Below are 21,057 nucleotides of genomic sequence, written 5' to 3'. Positions count from 1 at the left end.
TAATGACTCGCCTAAACGGTACTTCCATCACATCTGGTGAAAGTCAGCTCTTTTTCTTCAACTGATGTAAAATGGCGTTAAGAGGTTCGTCTTGCGGGTTACGGTAAAAATCAAAAAATGGGCAGCCCTGCTTCTTAATCCGATCAACGACGGTGTCAATTGTAAACATAGCGGGTGTCAAGGAGGTTTGTACCTCGTGCCAATAGAGCGGTGCCGCGACAGTGCCAAGGTCATTCCCTCTTGTCGAATAAGGACATATAATCGTTTTTCCTTCTGCATGCTGCAAATAATCAAGATACAATTTGCCGTGCCTGTTTTTAATCAAGCGTTCAGTGGTAAATAGCTCGGGAAATGCATTGGTGCAGTACTCAGCGATCAGCTGTGTAAACTGGCGTGTTTCTTCATACGTAAATGCCTCAGGGGACAAGGGAATATAAAGCTGGATGCCCTTGTTGCCGGACAGCTTTGGAAACGATGTGATGCCGAAGGAGTCAAACAGCCGCTTCAGCTCATTTGCAGCCTGTACAGCCATGAGAAAGTCATCTCGTGAAGGCGGGTCCAAATCAATCACAATCTCAGCCGGACGCCTGCTTTGAATGGTTTGAAAAGGGACATGAAACTCCAAAGCAAGCTGGTTGGCAAGCCATAATAAAGTGGACATATCCTCGCAGACAATATGTTCATGGCTTCCGTCATAGAAAGATTGAACAAAATCCGGCGCATAGTCCGGCTTGTTTTTTTGGAAAAACGATTCGCTCCTTGAGCCATGCGGATAGCGGATGACGGTGACAGCACGGTTTTTCAGAAATGGGAACAGGTAGTCACTGACTTCAATCATATACTGAATAAAATCTTCTTTAGTTTTTTTATTCTTTTCAAATATGATTTTATCCAGGCTTGTGAACTGAAGCTTTGGATGGACCGATTTGGAGTGGCGTATGACTTGCGCATAAGTGCATTCGGTCCAGTCCATATGGAATTCAAAACCGACAAACGATACCTCTCTCAATGTGCCTTGGAGAATCGTTAAGTATTGAACGGTTGCACAAATCGATGGTTCAAGCGTAAATTCGCCTGAAGATGTTTTATGTCCGTGCTGTTCCATAATCTCACGTATGGCGTTTTTTTCCTCATCACGCATTCCGTGTGAGACAGAGGCAATCGGTGTCATTACGCCGTTTTTTAACACAGACACCGTCAGAAATCCATTGTTTGGGTTGAACCCTGTTATACAAACATAAGCTTGTTTAAAGTTTTTATATTTGAGCCAATCGGACGACCGCTTTCTTTCAAGCCATTTGCTGTTTGTTTTCTTCGCTACGATTCCTTCTCCGTCATATTTCGTAACCATTCTCCAAAGCGGATCAAAATGATCATAGCATGGGATATACTGGATAGTTTCCTTAGCATAAGGGTCTGGAGAAGCAGGAAGCTTTGCCGCAGACATGAGATCGTACAGCGATTTTTTCCGGTCCAGATACGAAAGAGGCGAAATATCTTCTCCGCGGCGCTCTAACAGATCAAAGGCGAGAAAGCAACACGGACGCGCGTTTGCCGATTCCTGAATCTTATCTGGTCTTTTCAAACGTCCCCGCACCTGAATGTGTTCAAAATCTGAACGGCAAGGGTTCACCAAACAGACGATTTCGCCATCAAGTGTCAGCGGAAGATCTTTTTCCATATGCAAAAAGGCGGTTTTGGCGAATTGCGTGATTTCAGGAAAGCTACTGTTAAGCTCCAAGCCATTTCTGCTGGTTAAGGTCACACCTGCTGAATGGATGCGGAGAATACAGCGGTACCCGTCATATTTTACCTCGTAGCGCCATTCTGCTCCTATTGGCGGTGACGAAGTAAGGACGGGCTGCATGGTGAACGCCATGGGCTATGACGTGCCGGAGGCTTTTTTTCTAGTCGTTTTTCGTTTTTTATCTCCGGCTCCTTTCGGTTCAGCGTTTTGTGCTGGTGCGGCTGCCGGGGTTTCCCGGTTCGGCTTTCTGGTGCGGTCGATGCTGGCTTGCAGGGCGCTGACCAGGTCAATGACATCTTCACGAGGAGGCGCTTTATCAGGAGTGACGGCTGTTTCTTTATTTTCAAGCTTGTCGTTGACTCTTTGCAGCAGGGCGTGCCGGTACGTGTCCTCATATTTCTCAGGCTCAAACTCAGCCGTCAGCTCGTCTATTAATGTGATAGCGGTTTGCAGTTCCTTCTCGTTTACATTCGATTGATCCGGTACACCTGGGACATGGGCAGCGCTTCTGACCTCATCCGGATAATGGATAGACTCCATCACGATACAGTTTTCATAAACGCGGAGAATGGCTAGCTGCTGCTTCGACCTGATTGTCATATTGGCGATGCCGATCTTTCCGGTTGAGCGCAGCGCCTCACGCAGCAGGGTATAAGCTTTTGTGCCGTTATCCCCGGGTCCGACAAAGTAGGAGCGGTTAAAATAAATCGGGTCAATTTCCTGAAGCTGAACAAAATCAACAATCTCAACCGCTTTCTCCTCATGCTCCTGCTTTAAGCTTTTTAAATCTTCTTCTGTCAGCACCACATATTTTCCTTTTACATATTCATATCCCTTCACAATTTCATCAGGACCGAGTGTTTTTTCGCAATTCGTGCAAATCTTTTCGTATTTGATTGGCGCGTGATCCTCTTTATGAAGGCTGCGCAGCTTAATGTCTTTATCTTCTGTGGCCGCATAAAGCTTGATGGGGATGTTTACTAATCCAAAACTGATCGATCCCTTCCACATTGTATGCATATCGATAAACCCCTTTTTTTCTTTAGTGTGAAGAGGAGGAGTATGATTCATGTGTAGTAACTTATGGGTGAAAAAACAGCCATCGCTGTTATTGCGACGGCTGTTCGAGAATTAATTGTTCGAGTTGTTCCGGCGGTATCGGCCTGCTGAAAAAGAAGCCTTGTAAATGGTCACAGCCTTTTTCGTAAAGAAGCTGTTTTTGAGCGGAATTTTCCACGCCTTCAGCAATCACCTGCAAAGACAGCTGATGTCCCATGGCAATAATGGCTCCGGTAATTTGCTCTGATTTCGGATGGGTCTGAATATCGTCGATAAATGATTTGTCGATTTTCAGCCTGTGAATCGGAAAGTCCTTCAAATAGCTAAGGGAGCTGTGTCCTGTTCCAAAATCGTCAATACTGATTCTGATGCCTAATTCCGTTAAAGATGACAAAACCTTCTTGGAGTGATCGAGATTGTCCATTGTCATGCTTTCTGTCACTTCCACTTCAAGAAGCTGCGGAGGGAGCTGGTATTTATCAAGCGCGTCCTTGATCAGGGGAATCAGATCTTCAGATTGAAATTGTCTTGCGGAAATATTAATGGCGACAGAAAGGTCATAGCCTTTGTCATACCAAACCCTTGCCTGCTTGCATGCTTCATCTACAATCCACTTTCCGATATCAATAATGAGACCCGTTTCTTCAGCAACACCGATGAATTCTCCGGGCGGATACAGCTGCCCATCGGGTGTGACAAGGCGTATCAGCGCTTCTGCACCTGTCATTTTTTGATTTTTTGCACTGAATTGCGGCTGATAATGCAAGACAAATCTATTGTTATCGATTGCTTCTCTTAGTACCATTTCTTGGTTAAGCTTAACGGTTTCTTTGTTGCCGATCGAAAAAGAATAGTATCTGTATTTGCTTTTGTTTCGTTCTTTAGCGGCATACATCGCCATATCAGCCTTTTTCATCAATTCAAGACCGTCCGTTCCGTCTTTCGGTGATATCGCAATCCCGATACTGACAGATATAACAAGCGTGTGATCCTGGATTTTAAATGGTTTTTTGAATTTTTGGATAATTTTTCTTGCTAAAACATCTGCTTCTCCTGTTCTGGTATTGGCATCCGTCAAAATAATAATAAATTCATCACCACCAAGACGGGCGATAAATCCATTATCAGGGACAACAGATGACAGACGTCTGCCTGCCAGCTGAAGCAGCTGATCGCCGACATTATGTCCTAATGCATCGTTAATCACTTTAAACCGGTTTAAGTCCAGAAAGAATACAACTGTGCTATTGTTCAACGTATGCTCGCGATTCATCACCGCTGTTAAGTGTGAAATGGCATGTCGTCTGTTGGGTAAATCTGTAAGTGAATCATAATGAGCCATTCTATGGATTTCTTTTTCTGCCCTGTGCTGCTTTGTCATGTCCTTGCAAATGACATAAATGCTGTCCAGCTCTTGATTCACCTCAACGGGTATGAGCGTAATATTTAAGTGAAACTGGCCTTTTTCAGTGATAAGATCGCTATCACTGTTAATGGCTTGTTTTTCTTTTTTGACTTGCTCAAAAAGGCGATTAATCTTCTTTGATGTATAATGTCTCCAATCGTGCATGCTAAAGCCAAATTTTCTGATCATGTCTTCACCAGCATGATTGGATGATATAATGTCTCCATCTAATGACAAAATAAAAATCGCATCAATATTGTGGACAACTAAAGACTGAAACCTCTGTTCGTTATCCTTTATGCGTTCGCTCTGTTTAATAAACTTTCGGTCCGCATGGGAACTGAATAATAATAGCGTTTGTATACAGAAAACGATTAACGTAACAAAAATCGACCAATGAAACGTTTGCACCTCCATATGGCTTCCGGGCGGTCCCATGTCCTCGTGGAAAGATGCCGCAAGCATCCCTGTATAGTGCATGCCTGAAATCCCGATACCCATGACAACGAACTGATGACTTTATAAAACATAAGATGATCAGAATGTTTTTTTAAGGCCAAGTCAAAGAATATTTTTAACGAGACGAAAGATGCCGCAATCGCAATGATAATGGAAACTGTAAAAAGAATCGGTTCGTACATAATCATTACCCGGGAAATGGCAGACATTCCGATATAGTGCATTGATGCTATAGATGCGCCAAGCACAACTGATCCAGTAAGCAGTCTGTAATATGTAAGAATGTTCCGGCTGACAAAATATAATGACACAAATGATCCGGAAACAGCTGCGCCAATGGATGCAATTAAAGGCATGAATTCATATTGCATCGGCATCTCCATATGGACGGCCATCATCCCTACAAAATGCATTGACCAAATACCGAATCCCATAATAAGTGAGCCGGCGATCAGCCAAACTATGCTTTTTAAACCTGTGTTGATAGTGACTTTCCTTGACAGTTCAAGGGAAATGTACGATGCGGCACAGGCAATAAGAATAGATAAACATATGAGCGTTGTATTATATGTAACGTGTATTTCCAAATGGAGATTCCCCCCGTGTCGTGAGTTCCAGTCTTGTTGACCTTCTTTATTATCGGCTGCTTAACCGCAGAGTTCCAGCCTTTAAGACCATAGAAATAAGGTAAGATCTATTTTTAGTTCAGCTGACCGTGAAAAATGTGTTAAAATCATGTTGACGTTTGCCGAAAAAACAAAAATGCATTATACATAAATATGGGAAAAGGGGAAGTGATGGCTATCGAAGAGCTGGTTATGTCATGGATAGAAGCATTTAAAAGCTTATCTTATTTTGGAATATTTCTAGCGCTCTGCATTGAGTTTATCCCTGCTGAAATCGTCCTGCCGCTTGCGGGCTATTGGGTATCTAAAGGTGATATGACACTTTTTGGCGCTGTTTTGGCAGGATCTCTTGGAGGAGTGGCCGGCCCGCTTACGCTGTATTGGATAGGCCGGTACGGAGGAAGGCCGTTTCTTGAACGTTTCGGGAAGTATCTCTTTATTAAGCCTGAAGCGCTTGATAAGTCTGATGAATTTTTCAAAAAGCATGGGGGATTTGTAGCCTTCAGCGGCCGTTTCTTGCCAGGCATCCGGACATTGATCTCCATACCGTGCGGAATTGCAAAAATGAACGTTTGGGTGTTTTCGTTTTATACGTTCATCGCCATGCTGCCGATTACATTTGTATATGTTTATCTCGGTGTGAAACTCGGTGAAAATTGGAAGGAAGTCGGCTCTATTCTCGATCAATATATGCTTCCCATCGGGATAGCGATTTTGGCACTGTTCCTGCTCTATTTGCTGATAAAAAAGAGGAAGAAACGCACCCATTCCGAACAATTATCTGTATTTTTTAAAAATAAACGTTGACAAAGTATCGCGCTGCGCATATCATTGACGTATAATATCATATTTCTTGAAATCCCAAAGGGGAGTAGCGTCCGGAATGTTTTCCGGAAACAAAGTCGTCATTTCATGGATTGCGATATCCATCGGCTTTGTTGGCATGCCTGAATTCATGTCTAGCAAGACCTTTGCCTTATGTCGGCAAAGGTCTTTTTTGCATGGTCCGGCCGGCATAAGATCGGATGAAGAGAAAGAAAACAACTTTTTTGGGAGGGTATCATTTATGGATGCAGCATTATTATTAGAGTATGGTTGGGTTCTTCTCGTCTTGATCGGGCTGGAAGGGATTTTAGCCGCCGATAACGCGCTGGTTATGGCGGTAATGGTAAAACATTTGCCGGAGGAAAAACGAAAAAAGGCGTTATTTTACGGGTTGGCAGGGGCTTTTGTTCTGCGGTTTGGCTCTTTATTCGCGATTTCTTTTTTAGTCAACGTATGGCAGGTTCAAGCGATTGGCGCGATCTACTTGCTGTATATCTCAGCAAGCCATTTATTAAAAAGATATGTATTTAAGAAAGAAGACACGCATAAAGAGACAAAGCAAAGCGGTTTTTGGCCGACTGTTTTAAAAGTTGAATTGGCAGATATCGCGTTTGCGGTTGATTCTATCTTAGCGGCAGTCGCGTTGGCGGTTACGCTTCCTGGAACATCGCTTCCGAAGATCGGCGGACTTGACGGAGGACAATTTCTCGTTATTTTGGCCGGAGGTATCATCGGCCTGGTGATTATGCGGTTTGCCGCTTCAATGTTTGTTAAGCTATTAAAGGAACGTCCAAGCCTAGAAACAGCAGCCTTTGTGATTGTCGGCTGGGTCGGAGTGAAGCTTGCTTTATATACACTTGCCCATCACGACATAGCGGTTGTTTCTGAGCACTTTATCCATTCTGGAACATGGAAGCTCATCTTCTGGGGTGTTTTAGCGGCAATCGCGGTTTGCGGCTGGTTCATGTCAGGTGGAACAAAACAGCCGGAGGGCGCACAAAACGAACAAAAAAACAGCAGCCGGGAACGGGCGTAATCTGAAAGACTCTGCTTAAAAAGCAGAGTCTTTTCATGTTTAAAACGTTTTCATGAACGAAATAAAATAACATTTTTATAACAGCTTTGTTACAAAAAACACGGATAAAACCCCCTTAATTCTCTAGAAAGGCACGAAATCATGTATAGTACGTCAGAATGGTTTGTCACAATTGAGACATTGGAAATCAATATTTCTTTTTCTCCTTTGCGAATCCCTACCAAATTAGCTATCATTAATGAGTAGTTATAGGGAGGAACTGAGGTGAAACCAGTGCTTAGCCTTTTGTTTAAATTAGGAAAAAAGAAGCAAACGCTTGAAAAAACTGTTGAAAGTATACAAAAAGGCAATAAAGATCTTCAAAATGAATTAATACAGCAATATAAGCCATTTATCGCAAAGACGGTTTCATCCGTTTGTAAACGATATATAGATGAAAAAGACGATGAGTTCAGCATCGGACTGATCGCGTTTAATGAAGCTATTGAAAAATACTCACCTGAAAAAGGCAATTCTCTGCTCGCATTTGCTGAGCTAATTATAAAAAGAAAAGTCATTGATTACATCAGAAAAGAAGCCAGAAGCGCACAAAATATAAATATCGATTTACAGGAAGGAGACGATCAGGAGTCATCACAAAGCCTGATTGAAGCCGAGCTTTCCATTGATGAATACCGCCGTCAGATTGAGCAGGAGCAGAGGCGGGAGGAAATCATCTATTTTCAGAAGCAGCTCAAAGATTATGGTTTATCGTTTAAAGAACTGCTTGAAAACTCTCCAAAGCATTCGGACGCTAGGCAAAACGCCATAAAGGTGGCAATGACCCTTGTTGAACATGAAGAATTGGCCGCTATCCTGTATACAAAGAAACAGCTTCCGGTGAAACAGCTAGAACAGCTTGTCTCTGTAAGCCGAAAAACGATTGAGAGAAACAGAAAATATATTATTGCGATGTGTATTATCATTACGGGTGATTATATTTATTTAAAAGATTATCTTAAAGGGGTGCTGCACTCATGAGAAGAGGGATTATAGTAGAGAAAAATAGAAAATTCGTCACGTTGCTGACCCCTGACGGACAATTTTTAAAAGCCAAAAATGATCGCCGTAGCTATGAAATTGGAGAAGAAATCATGCTTCCGAGTGAATCACGCATGGGCAGAAGGGCCAGCTTTTTTGATTTTTTAAAACTGCGCCCTTTCAAAATGGGGATTGTTACGATGACTGCTATTATGCTTTTTATTTTTATAGTTCTCCCTGTTTTTTCTAATAATAAGGCCTATGCGTATATGACAATCGATATCAATCCAAGCTTCGAAATGGCGTTAAACAGCGATTACGAAGTGATTGAACTGACTCCTCTAAATGATGAGGGAAAGAAAGTCGTGAATGATATAGATGATTGGGAGAAGACTGATTTTAAACAGGTGATTGACGATATTATAACCGACTGCAGTGAGCACGGGTATGTAAAGAAATCGAAAGAAATATTGATTTCCACTGTTTATGAAAATACGGAAGACAATACATATAAAAAAGCTGTGAAAAAACAGCTGAATGATGTGACGGAAAAATATAAAACGACATACCGCATGGAATCTCTCGAGTCAGATATGCAGACGAGGGAAAAAGCGAAAAAGAAAGGCGTTTCAACAGGCAGCTACATCAAATCAAATGAAAAAAATGACACTAAAGAGTCAAAAGATGACTCCAGCAATCCATCCGGGGAAGAGGATCAAAAGAATACCGGAAATGAGGATGAAAATATCGATCAAACTGACGCCCAGGACGGCAAGCAAGGAGATAATGAACAGCTGGATGATACGGATTCCGGAGACCAGAAAGAAGATAAAACGGATGAACAGACTGATGATAGTGACAAAGATCAGAATGTAAAGGAATCAGATGAAAACACAAATGCCGAAAAAGATGGGGATCATGAGCAAACCCCAATACAAGATCCTCAAGATAAAGGAAATGAAGACAACCGCACTGATAAGGGGCAAAGCCAATATCACAGGGACTGGAATAACGGTGAACAAGGCAGAAATCGTTCTTCGTCCAGCAGGGATAACGCTTCTGACCGCCGTAATCCAAACGGCTACAGCAGTGATAATAATTCAGCTCAAACTGAAGATTCGCCGAGTGACCCCGGCGAATAAAGACCTGAATTTATTTAGTTGTGCCATTTAATTGTGATTGTGCTTGCTGCACCAGCCGCTTTGTCATTTCCCCGCCTACAGAGCCGTTAGCGCGTGCGACTGTATCAGAACCAAGGTTCACACCGAATTCTTGAGCCACTTCGAGTTTAAATTGGTCTAGTGCCTGCTCCACCCCTGGAACAACGAGTTTATTTCTGCTCGCCATCTTTTTCATCTCCTTTTTCTATAAAGAAATTCTTAACGCGTACTTAGTTTGAAATGTACGGGGGTTATTTATGCTGGCAATTGTTGTGGAGAATAAGAAACCCCCGGCCTCTAAGCCGGGGGTGACGCAGACTATATAATGTCTGCTGTCATTTTATGTGCGGTTGCCTGAATATGGAACGTCAAAATGGAGAGGACTGTAATGGCGATAATCTGTCTGATTTTAAGCCATTGGCTGTCATTCAGTTCTTCAAAACGGTGGCGGAGACGCTCTGTCTCCTGTTCGACGATCTCCCGCAGATTCGATTCTTTCATAGAAGGCGTGTCTTGGTGATGAACGGCATCAAGCACATATGCACAGCTTTCATAATAAGCAATCGGGCTGATGACATCATCGGATCTGTCTGAGATTGTGTTAAAGGCCACTTTTAAAATAGCCCGTATGTGTTCAAAGTCATAAATGGATTTTAAATCACGTACAATTAAAAGAATAACTGCCTGTTCAACTGAGTATTTTTTGCCCAGCTCAGGGTGTCCGATCAAATCCTTAATATCACGCTTTACCCAGTTTTGAATTGCAGTTGACTTTAACGAAGTCAGCTCACATAGGTTGCCAAGCTCTACGATTTCGTTTGTAGAGAGACCGTATTCTTTTCTCTGCTTTTTTCGTTCGTATCTTGTAAGAAATTCAGGAATTTCAAGATGATTGGCTGCTTTTTCTGCTGACATGTTCGCTGATTGGATGAGAATGTCGAGCGGGCTTATTTCTCCTTTCCCTTTTAGGGAATAGAGCAGCCGCACCATATCGGTTCGAGTGAGTTTAAAAATGTTCATTGGTCACCTCTTTAAAACAATTTGACGCGGATATAAGTCTATGTATGAATTTAAAATTGAAGCGTCAGCAATTACATTAACATCATACGTCGAATTCCTTGCATTTTCAAACGGATGATTTATAATTTAAGTATACGGGTTCTTTTGAACTTAAAATAACGGAGGTTGTCATGGCGAAAAGAATTTTTCTGTTTATTTTAACGAATATTTTAGTGCTTACAACAATCGGGATCGTTTTGTCTGTTTTAAGCTCGGTTACCGGAGTCGGGACGTACTTTACAGCTGATGGCGGTATCGACCCAATTGCGCTCCTTGTATTCAGTTTAGTCGTTGGTTTTGTCGGTTCCTTCATGTCTCTTGCGATGTCCAGATGGATGGCAAAGACGATGATGGGTGTCAGAGTGCTGAATCCGAAAAAACACACGCTCAGCTATGAGGAACAGCAATTGGTTGACCGTGTTCACCGATTAAGCCGCTCTGCCGGTTTAACGAAAATGCCGGAAGTCGGAATTTACCGTTCACCTGAAGTGAACGCGTTTGCGACTGGGCCGTCAAAACGCCGTTCCCTTGTGGCAGTGTCGTCAGGGCTGCTGGAGCAAATGGATGATGCAGCAGTTGAAGGTGTGCTTGCCCACGAAGTCGCGCATATCGCTAATGGTGATATGGTAACAATGACGCTTTTGCAAGGTATCGTCAATACCTTTGTCGTCTTTTTATCGCGTATCGCAGCATGGATTGCGAGCCGTTTCGTCAAGGAAGATCTTGCGCCGATCGTTCATTTTATTGCAATGATTGTCTTTCAGATTATCTTTTCCATTCTCGGCAGCCTGGTTGTGTTTGCGTACTCACGCCATCGCGAATTTCATGCTGACAGGGGAGGAGCAGATCTTGCCGGCAAGGATAAGATGATTCATGCGCTTCGGACGCTTAAGAGCTACTCTTCCCGCATTATGGAAGACGATCAGACAGCTGTCCAAACATTAAAGATTAATGGCAAGAAGCGTTCTTCGCTTTTCTCAACTCACCCTGATTTAGATGAGCGAATCAGACGGTTAGAAGCTAAATAATACAAACACATTGTTCCTCTGAGAGAATCTCTCAGAGGTTTTTTATTTTATCCTTTGACTAAAATAATAAAAAAATAAGCAAGTTAAGAAAATGTTTCGTAAAAGCCTTTAAAAATGGGTCCAATATCTTTAGAATAATTACCGTACTTAAAAAGAGAGGCAGAAGGATTTTACATGAAATTAAAGTTTGGAAAATTGATACAGGCATTGTCGCCGGCCCAGCTGATTGCTGTATATTATTTTCTTGCGGTGACGGTTGCAGTTATTTTATTAAGTCTTCCTGTTGCCCATAAACAAGGAGCAGAGTGGTCTTTTATCGATGCCTTGTTTACAGCAGTCAGTGCCGTGAGCGTGACGGGTCTTTCTGTTGTGAATACTGCTGATACATTTAACACAATAGGAATTGTTATTCTTGCGTTTGTTCTGCAGTTTGGCGGAATTGGCATTATGACATTAGGCACTTCTGTTTGGCTGCTAATGGGCAAAAGAATAGGTTTAAAAGAACGGAAATTAATGATGATCGATCAAAACCAATCACAATTTTCTGGGATCGTTAATCTCATGAAACAGATTCTCTTTCTCATATTATGGATTGAGTTCTTTGGCGGCATGATTCTTGGGACATATTTTTTAACCTACTACGATTCCATTCAAGATGCTTACTTACATGGTTTTTTTGCGAGTGTCAGTGCAACCACAAATGCCGGTTTTGATATAACAGGAAGCTCTCTGGTTCCATTTCGGCATGATTATTTTGTGCAATTTATAACACTGTTATTGATTGTTTTCGGAGCCATTGGTTTTCCTGTTCTAGTGGAAGTGAAAGACTTTTTGTTTTCAAAAAACCGAAGATATCCGTTTAGCTTATTTACAAAAATTACAACCATTATGTTTGGCTTACTTGTTTTGTTTGGCTCTCTAGGGATCTATGTGCTTGAAGCAAATCATTTGTTTGCAGGTAAATCGTGGCATGATATTTTATTCCTTTCTCTATTCCAATCAACCACAACAAGGAGCGGAGGGCTTGCTACGATTGATATAAGCCAGCTGACTGACCCCACTTTGCTTTTTATGAGTGCGCTGATGTTTATCGGAGCGTCGCCAAGTTCAGTAGGGGGAGGCATACGGACAACGACTTTCGCTCTGAACCTTCTTGCTCTGTTTCATTTTGCCCGCGGCAATAAGTCAGTCAAGGTATTCAAACGGGAGCTGCATCCTGCTGATCTCATGAAGTCGCTTGTTGTCACAATGATGGCGATTCTGCTCGTTTTTGGCTCGACACTCATTCTTACGATTACAGAAAAGCACTCCCTGCTGGAGCTTTTGTTTGAAGTGTGCTCGGCATTCGGCACAACCGGTCTGTCACTTGGAATTACTGCTGATTTAAGCAACGTTGGAAAATGTGTCATTATGATTGTCATGTTTATCGGGCGAATCGGTATCCTGACCTTCCTGTATCTGATCGGAAGAAAGGAAATTGAAGCGAATTATCATTATCCGAAGGAACGAGTAATTATCGGATAGAAAAAACACCGCATGTTTTGCGGTGTTTTTTGATTGCCAAAAAAAAGATGTGTGGCGCCGTTTCAGTTGGAGAACCTAACATCAACAGGTGCAGTTTTTAACGCTCCTGCATCTTTAAGTGAAATAAAATGTTTGAAAAACTGGCGAGGAGGATTCGTATGAAGCGAAAAGCTGAAGTGAATGAAGCCATTAAAAATAACAATACACCTACTGAGAGCATGGACCCAAATTCTTATAAGACACAGTATCATGACGACCCGAATTTTAGGGGTGCAAACCGCAATTCCAAACAGGGTCAGCAAGGAGGCATGTGATTTTGAAGAAAAACCGTCATAGCAGAGATATGCAAAATCATAAAAAGCCTATGAATAAGAAAGTGCTGGAGGAAGAATTCTCAAGTGAACTTGGGGATTACAATGCCGGCAAGATCATCGAAACGCTAGAAGTCACAAAGCCTAAAAAGAAAAAAGAGAAGAAACAAAAATAAAAAAAGACCTCTTAGGCGGCGTCCCGCTTAAGAGGTGCTTTTCTATTTTAAATAAGCATTTTTGCCCGTTCCTCTGACAAATTGCAATAAGCTGGTCATTCTCAGCTCAATGAAGGGCTGAGCAACTGTCTTAACAAAATTGCTGGAGAGTACTGATGTCAGGGCTGCTGTTAAAAGTAAGAGAATCACTAAGCTCTGATAGTCAGTAAGCGAATCCTCAAGCCCGGCCTGTCTCAGCGTTTTAATAATAAACCCATGAAGCAAATACACGTAAAATGTCCGGGTTCCCCATTTCGTAAAGAAGAACCGTTTTTGCGGAACGAGCGCTAAAAAGCTGAAGGTCGCCGCAAAGGCGAGTACATACCAGCCGATTCGGGAAAGTCCGCTTGCCAAGGTAACGTCTCCAAATGAAGAATACGGTTTTGAACCAAACAGAAAAGAATAGTCAAAGTCGATGCCCCAGCAGATGACGAATACGGCGGCAAGTACCCCGATCGCAATTTGTTTGCCTCGTTTTGATCTCAATAAATCAAAATGATGTTTATTTAAATAAAACCCGACAAGGAACATCGGTAAGAATACAAATGTCCGCGACAGGCTCAGCGTGCTGCTGACAAAGTCTAAATAGCCGATCAGCACGGCAATTCCGCAGCTGACAAACAGCGCCCACCGCTTTGAAAGCTTTGAAAAAGGATAAAGCAGCAGGTTCCAAAAAAATAAGCTTACGAGAAACCATAACGACCATTGCGGATCAATCGGATTCACATTTGCCATGCTTTCGTCTTGCATAATGTAGTAGAAGACAGAATAGATGATTTGGAAAATCAAATACGGAATAATCAGCTTGACCGCCAGCTTTTTCACATATCCAGCGCGTTTAAAGCCTTTTGCGAAATAACCGGATACGAGAATAAAGGCAGGCATGTGGAATGTGTAAATGAACTTGTAGAGGTAGAGCATAAAGTTGTTATCATTAATAAAGGAACGAAGAATATGACCGAATACAACAAGGAATATCAATAAGAATTTTGCATTATCGAAATAACTGTCCCGCGATTTACTCATAGCATCACCTTCTCTTTAATCAGTCACTAAGAGATTATTCCCTGCTGGTATATATTTTAAAATAAAAGATGAAAAAGGAATTGAAAAAATGGCTGATTGTTAGGACGATGTAAAGTGGCGGTAAGGATCGTAGAAAATGTCTTCGTTATGTAATCACGCTGAAATTTTCTGAAATTTATAGGGCAAATGAAGGAAGTTCCCGCATTTTGTAGAAATATTGAGGGATAGGTTTTGAAGAAGGAGTGTACACGCATGGAAACTCTTGGTGTCCAGACAAATTCGGAGCTGCGGGAAGAACTGAAGCGTCTCAAAGAAGAAAATGCCCGGCTGAAAAAGGAATTGAATCAGCATCAAGTGATTGTTAACAATACGCTCGATGCTATTTTTATATGTGATAATGAAATGCGAATCGTTCAGGCGAATGAAGCAACAGAGAGGATGCTTCAAGTTGATTCGGAAGATTTGAAAAAGCGTTCCGTTTTGGATTTTTTGTTTTCAATCCCAAAGGATGAACTGAATCTTGCCGTAAAGAAGTTTTTTAAAAAAGGTTTCCTATGGAAGGAGGTCCCGATCAGGCTTGATGGCGGGGCGACAAAATACATAGAGTTTCTGGCCAAAAGAGGGATTGGCGAGGATTTCTTTTTTGTTGTCATGAGAGACATATCTTCAAAGAAAATTCTGGAGCGGGAATTCTCTATGAATGAACAGCTTTTTAAGGACTTGTTTGACAGAGCTGTTGACGGAATCGTCCTTTTTGATAAAGATGGCGGTTTTATTGATGCCAATTTGTCCTTCTGTAAAAGCTTTGAAATCAATCAAAATGAGCTGTCTCATTTATCGTTGTATGAGTTCATAGACAGCGGCTCACGAAAAGATTTTGATAATATCTGGAAGATGCTCAACCGCAAGGGAAAAGCAAAGGGGGAGCTGCCCGTCAAGCTTCGTTCAGGAGTTCAAAAGCTATTTGAATTCACGATTACATCAAACATCATCAGCGGGTTTTATATGTCCATTATGAGGGATATCACAGAGAAGCGGTCTATGGAGCTTCAGCTCTTTAAAAGTGAGGAGCGCTTCAGAGAAATATTTGAAAATGCGATGGACGCTATTATTATCTGGTCGAATGACGGAAGAATCGTGAAGGCGAATCAGTCAGCCTGTAAAATCTTTGAGCTGCCGATGAATTTGCTGTTGAAACGAAGGCTGTGTGATTTTCTCGTTGACTCGCAGCAGAAATACAGCATAACGAAGAGGAAATACGCAAAATACGGAGAGATCAGAGAAGAGCTGCTGTTTCAAATGGGGAATGGCCAGTTCAAAGAACTTGAATTCACTTCAAAGCGGACAATATTAGAGAACCAGCACTTGACGATTTTAAGAAATGTCAGTGATAGAAAGCGGATGGAAAAGGAGCTTCGAGAAAGTGAGCTGAAATTCAGAAAAGTGTTCAACGGCTCAATGGACGGCAATGTATTGTTCGACAATCAATACAGGATCATCGACGCCAACCCGTTAGCAAGCCATATTTTAGGCCTGTCACATGAAGAGATTAAACAGCACAGCCTGTTAGATATTATTTCTTCGTATGAAATAGAAAATCTTGCATCACCGGCAAGGCAGATTAATTTTGATGAAATGGACAACGAAATTCCATTTTTGCTGAGCAGCAGTAACAACAGAAAACTGGAATTCTCATTTAAACGAAATATTATTCAAAATATGAACCTGGCTATCTTTAAAGACGTAACGGAGCGAAAAGAACTGGAGGAACGCCTGCGCAAGTCAGATACCCTTCATGTTGTCGGCGAACTCGCTGCCGGCATCGCTCATGAAATCAGAAATCCGATGACAGCTCTTAAAGGCTTCATTCAGCTCCTGAAAGGAAGTGTAGAGGGAGACTACGCCCTTTACTTCAACGTGATCACCTCAGAACTAAAGCGCATCGAATCCATCATCACCGAATTCTTGATTTTAGCCAAGCCCCAGGCCATTATGTATGAAGAAAAACATGTTACCCAAATTATGAGAGACACCATAGACCTTCTAAACGCGCAAGCTAATTTAAGCAACGTACAAATGCATCTTGATTTAATGGACGACATTCCCCCGATCTACTGTGAACCGAATCAGCTGAAACAGGTATTTATCAATATATTAAAAAATGCCATCGAAGTGATGCCTGACGGCGGAAATATTTTTGTGACGATAAGGACACTGGATCAAGATCATGTTCTCATCTCCTTAAAAGACGAGGGAATCGGAATGACAGAAGATAAATTAAAGCGCCTTGGTGAACCGTTTTATACGACAAAGGAACGGGGAACTGGACTTGGGCTTATGGTAAGCTATAAAATTATTGAAGAACATCAAGGCGAAATCATGGTAGAAAGTGAAGAAGGGAAGGGCACCGTTTTCCACCTCACGCTTCCCGTCAGACAGAATGCTGAAGAAAGAAGGATTGATGAATGAACTACTACACAACAGCGGAAACGCCGCTCGGGGAACTCATAATTGCCGAAGAGGATGGCCAAATCACCCGTCTATTTCTCAGTCAGGAAGATTGGATGGATTGGAAAGAAACCGTTCAGAATACAGAGCACAAGGAAACACCTTATCTGGCAGAAGCGAAAAAACAGCTTCATGAATATTTCGCCGGCGAAAGAAAAACATTCTCACTGCCGCTGAGCCAAAAAGGCACTCCTTTTCAGCAAAAAGTGTGGGAGGCGCTGGCGATGATACCATACGGAGAATCCCGAAGCTATGCTGACATTGCCGCTGCGGTCGGCAGTCCGAAAGCGGTGCGCGCAGTCGGACAGGCTAATAAACGTAACGACTTGCCTATTTTTGTCCCGTGCCACAGAGTGATCGGCAAAAACAGCGCGTTAACGGGGTACGCCGGGAGCAAAACCGATATCAAAGCATTTTTGCTGAACATCGAGCAAATCTCCTATAAAGAAAAATAAAACATATGGCACGTTCCCTTTTTTCACGGCCGACATATCATTTTATTAAGTTAAAAAAGTTGGTCTGATGAAAAAGGAGGACAAAGCAATTGAAGCCGAGCCGCTCTGAGAAAATAGCCGTTTTTGCCAAACTGTTTGTGAAACTGCATATCCTATCAAGCGCTCAAAAAGATGAAATCATCAATATCAATAAAAACAAACAAAAAAACCGCTGACTCGGCCCGAAATGAGCAAAGTCCAGCGGTTTTTTAATGAACCTTTTCGCCTCTAAACAGCTGTTCAATATCTTCTTCGTAGTTACCGGTCATAATCCCTTTTTCTGTGATGATTCCTGAAATGAGGTCATGAGGTGTAATGTCAAAAGCGGGATTAAAGACAGGCACATCGGATGGAGCGGTCCGGACTCCGGAAATCTGTCTTACTTCCTCAGGATCCCGTTCCTCTATCGGGATATCAGCGCCGCATTTCACTTTTGGATCAAATGTAGATAAAGGTGCGGCGACAAAAAACGGTATATCAAAGGCGTTTGCTAAAATCGCGAGACCGTATGTTCCGATTTTATTTGCCGTATCACCGTTCTTTGCAATTCGATCGGCTCCGACGATGACAGCGGAAATTTGTTTTTCCTTCATCGTATGGGCGGCCATGCTGTCTGTGATCAGAGTGACATCAATGCCTCCCTGCATCAGCTCCCACGCAGTCAGGCGTGAACCTTGAAGGACAGGCCTTGTTTCACAGGCATAAATATGCAGTCCCAAATCCTTTTGTTTGGCCAAGTAAAATGGAGCGAGCGCCGTTCCATAGCGGCTTGTCGCGATAGAGCCGGCATTGCAGATCGTCATAATCCGGTCGCCTTTTTTGAAAAGCTGCAAGGCGTTTTGGCCGATCATCCGGCACGTCTCCTCATCCTCGACCTGAATCTGAATCGCTTCATGGACAAGGTTTGTTTTTGCTTCATTTACGGAAATGGCGTTTTCGATTGAACGACTCAGTCTCTCAAGCGCCCAAGATAAATTAATGGCGGTAGGCCGTGAGCTGTTTAAATATTGTTTGATATCTTCCAGTCTGCGGCGGAATTCGGTGACATCATCTGTTTCAATGTCTTTTGCAGCAAGCGCAAGTCCGAAGGCAGCCGTAATGCCGATGGCCGGGGCGCCTCTTACTTTGAGCGTGACGATGGCGTCAAATACATCCTCTTTCGTCGTCAGCTCCAAATATTCTGTCACGTCAGGAAGCTTTTGCTGATTTAAAATGGTAATGGCTGTTTCCTTCCATTCAACAGAACGGGGAACAGCAAATGAATGGGTCATGAATGGATCATTCCTTTACAAGTAACTTAAATAATTCTATAACATCCGTTATCGTTTTGAATTCCGAGCGTTTTTCGATAAAGGCTGTGCCTGTTTCGAGCGCCAGCCGTTTTCTGCCGATTCGTTTATCAAACGGCACGATTGTATCCAGATCAGCCACATGGGCAAGGCCGATCGCGCGGCGGATCAGCTCGCAGCCCGCAAACCCGATCGCCTCTTCAAAAATATGACTGAGCGTATCAGTAAGGTACCCGTCGATTTTGGCGTAAACATCCAGACTGTCCTTTTCCCACGCTTCAGTGAATGTCTTTTGAAATGTTTCCCAGACCTGTTTGACATGGTGATATAACGGCTCTCTGTCACCCCCGTCACGGCCGAGTGCGTTCAAAAATAAGTTGGCAATAAATTGGCCTACATCAAAGCCGATCGGTCCGTAAAAAGCAAATTCAGGATCAATCACCTTTGTTTCATGTTCGCTGGCAAAAATGCTTCCTGTGTGCAGATCACCATGAATCAGCGTTTCTGCCGATGTTAAAAACGACTTTTTCAGCTTAGCGGCTTCGATTTTGACGTTGTCATTATTCCAAAGCTTCTCGACAAAAGGACGAAGCTCTTCTTCAAAATCATTTGTGTCATGGTCAAAGAAAGGGTCTGTAAAGACAAGTCTTTCCGTAATGTCGCACAGCTCCGGATTTGTAAACTGTTTAACAAGCTGTTTTTTTACCTTGGGTTCAAGCGCGTAATCTGATGAATAGAAAAGGGTCTTTCCTAAAAATTCACCGATGTGCTGTGACAGATGCGAATAATGTTCACCCTCAATGAGTCCTTTTCTTACGATTTTCAGGTGAGAGAGATCCTCCATGACGGTAACCGCCATTTCTGTATCAGAATAAAACACTCTTGGAACGAGATGAGGGACATGCTCGCCCTGTCGGATGAGAGCGCTGCTTTCGATTCTTGCGCGATCGATTGTCAGCGGCCAGCTTTCTCCGACGACTTTTGCATAAGGAACCGCCTGTTTAATGATCAAAGCTCTATCATGTTCTTGATCATAAATATGAAAAACGTAATTTAAGTTGCCGTCGCCGATCTCCTGGCATGTCAGCGTGCTTTTGCTTGGAAATAAGCCAAGCTTCACCGCCAACGCCACAGCGGAGCTTTCATTTAACGTTTCGTATAAAGGTGTTTTTGTGACTGCCATTGTCATAACCTCCAATTATGTAATCTCTTGATATGTTTGCAGCTGTATGGTATGGCCGTAAAAAAGCCTCCTTCTCAGAGAGAAGGAGGCTTAACATGTATGTCCGCCTCTCTTATCTCTCAGATCAGATCTGATGGAATTAGCACCGTGCCTTAGAGACGAGCGTCTCGGCGCGAAAAAGATGCGCCCCATTTCGCAATGGAATTACGGTCGGTTGCTGTTGGGGTCAAAAGGCCAAATCCCTCGCCCAACTCTCGATAAGAGAATATATTCACTTGTTAAACAATTCTAATTTATCAGTTGATGAACATAGTAACAGGTGTTTTATCAAGTTGTCAATATATTTTTTAATATAAATCTTTTCTGATATCATCGAAAACAGGAATGCTCTCTCGTACCTTAACGCTTTCCTTAAGGTCGATTTCAGCTCGGACAATGCCTTCTTCCCGGCCGCCTTCAGCAAGTACACGCCCCCATGGATCAATAATCAGGCTATGCCCGGCAAATTCATTATCTGGATTTGAACCGGTACAATTGCAGGCAGCGACAAAGCATTGATTTTCAATGGCTCGGGCAATAAGCAGGCTTTTCCAATGATCAAGGCGGGGAAGAGGCCATTCCGCAGAAATAAACAGCACGTTGGCACCTTTTATCGTATGTTTTCTGATCCACTCCGGAAAACGGATATCGTAACAGATCAGTCCTGAGCTTTTGACGCCATCAAGCTCAAAGTATCCGTCTTCGGAACCGGCTGATAAATACACATGCTCATCCATCAGCTGAAAAAGATGGGCTTTTCGATACTCTTTAATGATTTGTCCTTTCTTATCCGCGATGTACATTGTATTATAAACATCAGAATCATTTCTGACTGCGACCGATCCGGCGACAATATGAACGCCATGTTTTTTTGCTGTTTTCTTCAGCCAGCTCTGAGCAGAATGCCCGTCTTCATCAGCGAGCTTATCAAGGTTGGCCAAGTCATATCCAGTTGTCCATAATTCAGGAAGAACAAGAACATCAGCATGTTTGCTTTCTTTTTCAATCAAAAATTCAGCCTTTTTTATATTTTCCGAAGGTTTA

Annotated in this window: 18 protein-coding genes, 2 pseudogenes and 1 riboswitch; of the genes and pseudogenes, 11 read left to right on the top strand and 9 right to left on the bottom strand. The window is 42.6% G+C overall.

All coding sequences use genetic code 11. From position 1 onward, the window contains the following. Positions 1–43: 43 nt before the first annotated feature. The 3 genes and pseudogenes from RAC86_RS15205 to RAC86_RS15195 all read right to left on the bottom strand — a co-directional run bounded on the left by RAC86_RS15205 (position 44) and on the right by RAC86_RS15195 (position 5,257). Positions 44–1,879: a DNA ligase D gene (locus RAC86_RS15205; RefSeq protein ID WP_072566175.1), complete on the bottom strand. Its 1,836-nt coding sequence runs from the start codon at positions 1,877–1,879 to the stop codon at positions 44–46. A gap of 3 nt (positions 1,880–1,882) precedes the next feature. Further along, a complete protein-coding gene (gene ku / locus RAC86_RS15200; RefSeq protein WP_114150618.1) occupies positions 1,883–2,767 on the bottom strand; it encodes a non-homologous end joining protein Ku in 885 nt (294 codons plus the stop codon). A gap of 88 nt (positions 2,768–2,855) precedes the next feature. Next, positions 2,856–5,257, bottom strand: a pseudogene (locus tag RAC86_RS15195) (putative bifunctional diguanylate cyclase/phosphodiesterase). Between the two features lie 179 nt (positions 5,258–5,436). Between RAC86_RS15195 and RAC86_RS15190 the strand changes: the two are divergent. From RAC86_RS15190 to RAC86_RS15175, 4 genes and pseudogenes are all read left to right on the top strand, one after another. Then, positions 5,437–6,103: pseudogene (locus tag RAC86_RS15190) on the top strand (DedA family protein). A gap of 259 nt (positions 6,104–6,362) precedes the next feature. Beyond that, the gene (locus tag RAC86_RS15185; protein WP_472961705.1) at positions 6,363–7,157 is read left to right on the top strand and encodes a TerC family protein; all 795 of its coding nucleotides are present in this window, start codon (positions 6,363–6,365) and stop codon (positions 7,155–7,157) included. 264 nt (positions 7,158–7,421) lie between these two features. Next, positions 7,422–8,177, top strand: coding sequence for an RNA polymerase sigma factor SigI (sigI, locus tag RAC86_RS15180; RefSeq protein WP_014113564.1), 756 nt, complete (start codon positions 7,422–7,424; stop codon positions 8,175–8,177). Further along, complete coding sequence (locus RAC86_RS15175) at positions 8,174–9,319, top strand: anti-sigma-I factor RsgI family protein (protein WP_061187340.1); 1,146 nt, start codon at positions 8,174–8,176, stop codon at positions 9,317–9,319. Before sigI ends, RAC86_RS15175 begins: the two co-directional genes overlap by 4 nt. Positions 9,320–9,329: 10 nt before the next feature. On the opposite strand, the gene sspD is transcribed toward RAC86_RS15175, so the two are convergent. Both sspD and htpK read right to left on the bottom strand, forming a co-directional pair. After that, a complete protein-coding gene (gene sspD, locus RAC86_RS15170) occupies positions 9,330–9,524 on the bottom strand; it encodes an acid-soluble spore protein SspD (protein ID WP_003218568.1) in 195 nt (64 codons plus the stop codon). Positions 9,525–9,655: 131 nt separating this feature from the next. Further along, entirely contained in the window at positions 9,656–10,357 is a 702-nt protein-coding gene (gene htpK / locus RAC86_RS15165) for a transcriptional regulator HtpK (protein WP_072566178.1), read from the bottom strand. A gap of 170 nt (positions 10,358–10,527) precedes the next feature. On the opposite strand from htpK, the gene htpX reads away from it, so the two are divergent. The 4 genes from htpX (at position 10,528) to RAC86_RS15145 (ending at position 13,435) form a co-directional block, all read left to right on the top strand. Further along, on the top strand, positions 10,528–11,424 hold the full coding sequence (gene htpX / locus RAC86_RS15160; RefSeq protein ID WP_061187341.1) for a protease HtpX: 897 nt from the start codon (positions 10,528–10,530) through the stop codon (positions 11,422–11,424). Between the two features lie 174 nt (positions 11,425–11,598). Further along, complete coding sequence (locus RAC86_RS15155) at positions 11,599–12,948, top strand: TrkH family potassium uptake protein (RefSeq protein WP_072566179.1); 1,350 nt, start codon at positions 11,599–11,601, stop codon at positions 12,946–12,948. Between the two features lie 158 nt (positions 12,949–13,106). After that, entirely contained in the window at positions 13,107–13,262 is a 156-nt protein-coding gene (locus RAC86_RS15150; RefSeq protein WP_003232510.1) for a hypothetical protein, read from the top strand. Positions 13,263–13,264: 2 nt separating this feature from the next. After that, positions 13,265–13,435: a hypothetical protein gene (locus RAC86_RS15145; protein ID WP_014113569.1), complete on the top strand. Its 171-nt coding sequence runs from the start codon at positions 13,265–13,267 to the stop codon at positions 13,433–13,435. Between the two features lie 42 nt (positions 13,436–13,477). Here RAC86_RS15145 and RAC86_RS15140 read toward each other — a convergent pair whose 3' ends face one another. Continuing rightward, positions 13,478–14,500 carry an acyltransferase family protein gene (locus RAC86_RS15140; RefSeq protein WP_061187342.1) on the bottom strand — a complete coding sequence of 341 codons (1,023 nt, stop codon included), beginning with the start codon at positions 14,498–14,500 and terminating at the stop codon, positions 13,478–13,480. 252 nt (positions 14,501–14,752) lie between these two features. Between RAC86_RS15140 and kinE the strand changes: the two genes are divergently transcribed. The 3 genes from kinE (at position 14,753) to RAC86_RS15125 (ending at position 17,678) form a co-directional block, all read left to right on the top strand. Continuing rightward, positions 14,753–16,969, top strand: coding sequence for a sporulation two-component system sensor histidine kinase KinE (gene kinE, locus RAC86_RS15135; protein WP_072566180.1), 2,217 nt, complete (start codon positions 14,753–14,755; stop codon positions 16,967–16,969). Further along, positions 16,966–17,463, top strand: coding sequence for a methylated-DNA--[protein]-cysteine S-methyltransferase (locus tag RAC86_RS15130; protein WP_072183220.1), 498 nt, complete (start codon positions 16,966–16,968; stop codon positions 17,461–17,463). Before kinE ends, RAC86_RS15130 begins: the two co-directional genes overlap by 4 nt. Before the next feature lie 89 nt (positions 17,464–17,552). Next, a complete protein-coding gene (locus RAC86_RS15125) occupies positions 17,553–17,678 on the top strand; it encodes a hypothetical protein (RefSeq protein ID WP_003218585.1) in 126 nt (41 codons plus the stop codon). Positions 17,679–17,711: 33 nt separating this feature from the next. Here RAC86_RS15125 and mtnA read toward each other — a convergent pair whose 3' ends face one another. The 3 genes from mtnA to RAC86_RS15110 form a co-directional block, all read right to left on the bottom strand. Continuing rightward, positions 17,712–18,773, bottom strand: coding sequence for an S-methyl-5-thioribose-1-phosphate isomerase (gene mtnA, locus RAC86_RS15120; protein WP_072566181.1), 1,062 nt, complete (start codon positions 18,771–18,773; stop codon positions 17,712–17,714). A 7-nt stretch (positions 18,774–18,780) separates the two neighbouring features. Continuing rightward, the gene (gene mtnK, locus RAC86_RS15115; protein ID WP_061187345.1) at positions 18,781–19,974 is read right to left on the bottom strand and encodes an S-methyl-5-thioribose kinase; all 1,194 of its coding nucleotides are present in this window, start codon (positions 19,972–19,974) and stop codon (positions 18,781–18,783) included. Positions 19,975–20,083: 109 nt separating this feature from the next. Next, positions 20,084–20,238: riboswitch (SAM riboswitch) on the bottom strand. An 83-nt stretch (positions 20,239–20,321) separates the two neighbouring features. Next, on the bottom strand, positions 20,322–21,057 hold a 736-nt coding region (locus RAC86_RS15110), incomplete at its 5' end, for a carbon-nitrogen family hydrolase (protein ID WP_377885836.1).

This window comes from Bacillus sp. LR_5 (assembly GCF_042709275.1).
The sequence above is the reverse complement of the archived record's forward strand: the minus strand, read 5'-3'. Positions and strand labels throughout refer to the sequence as shown.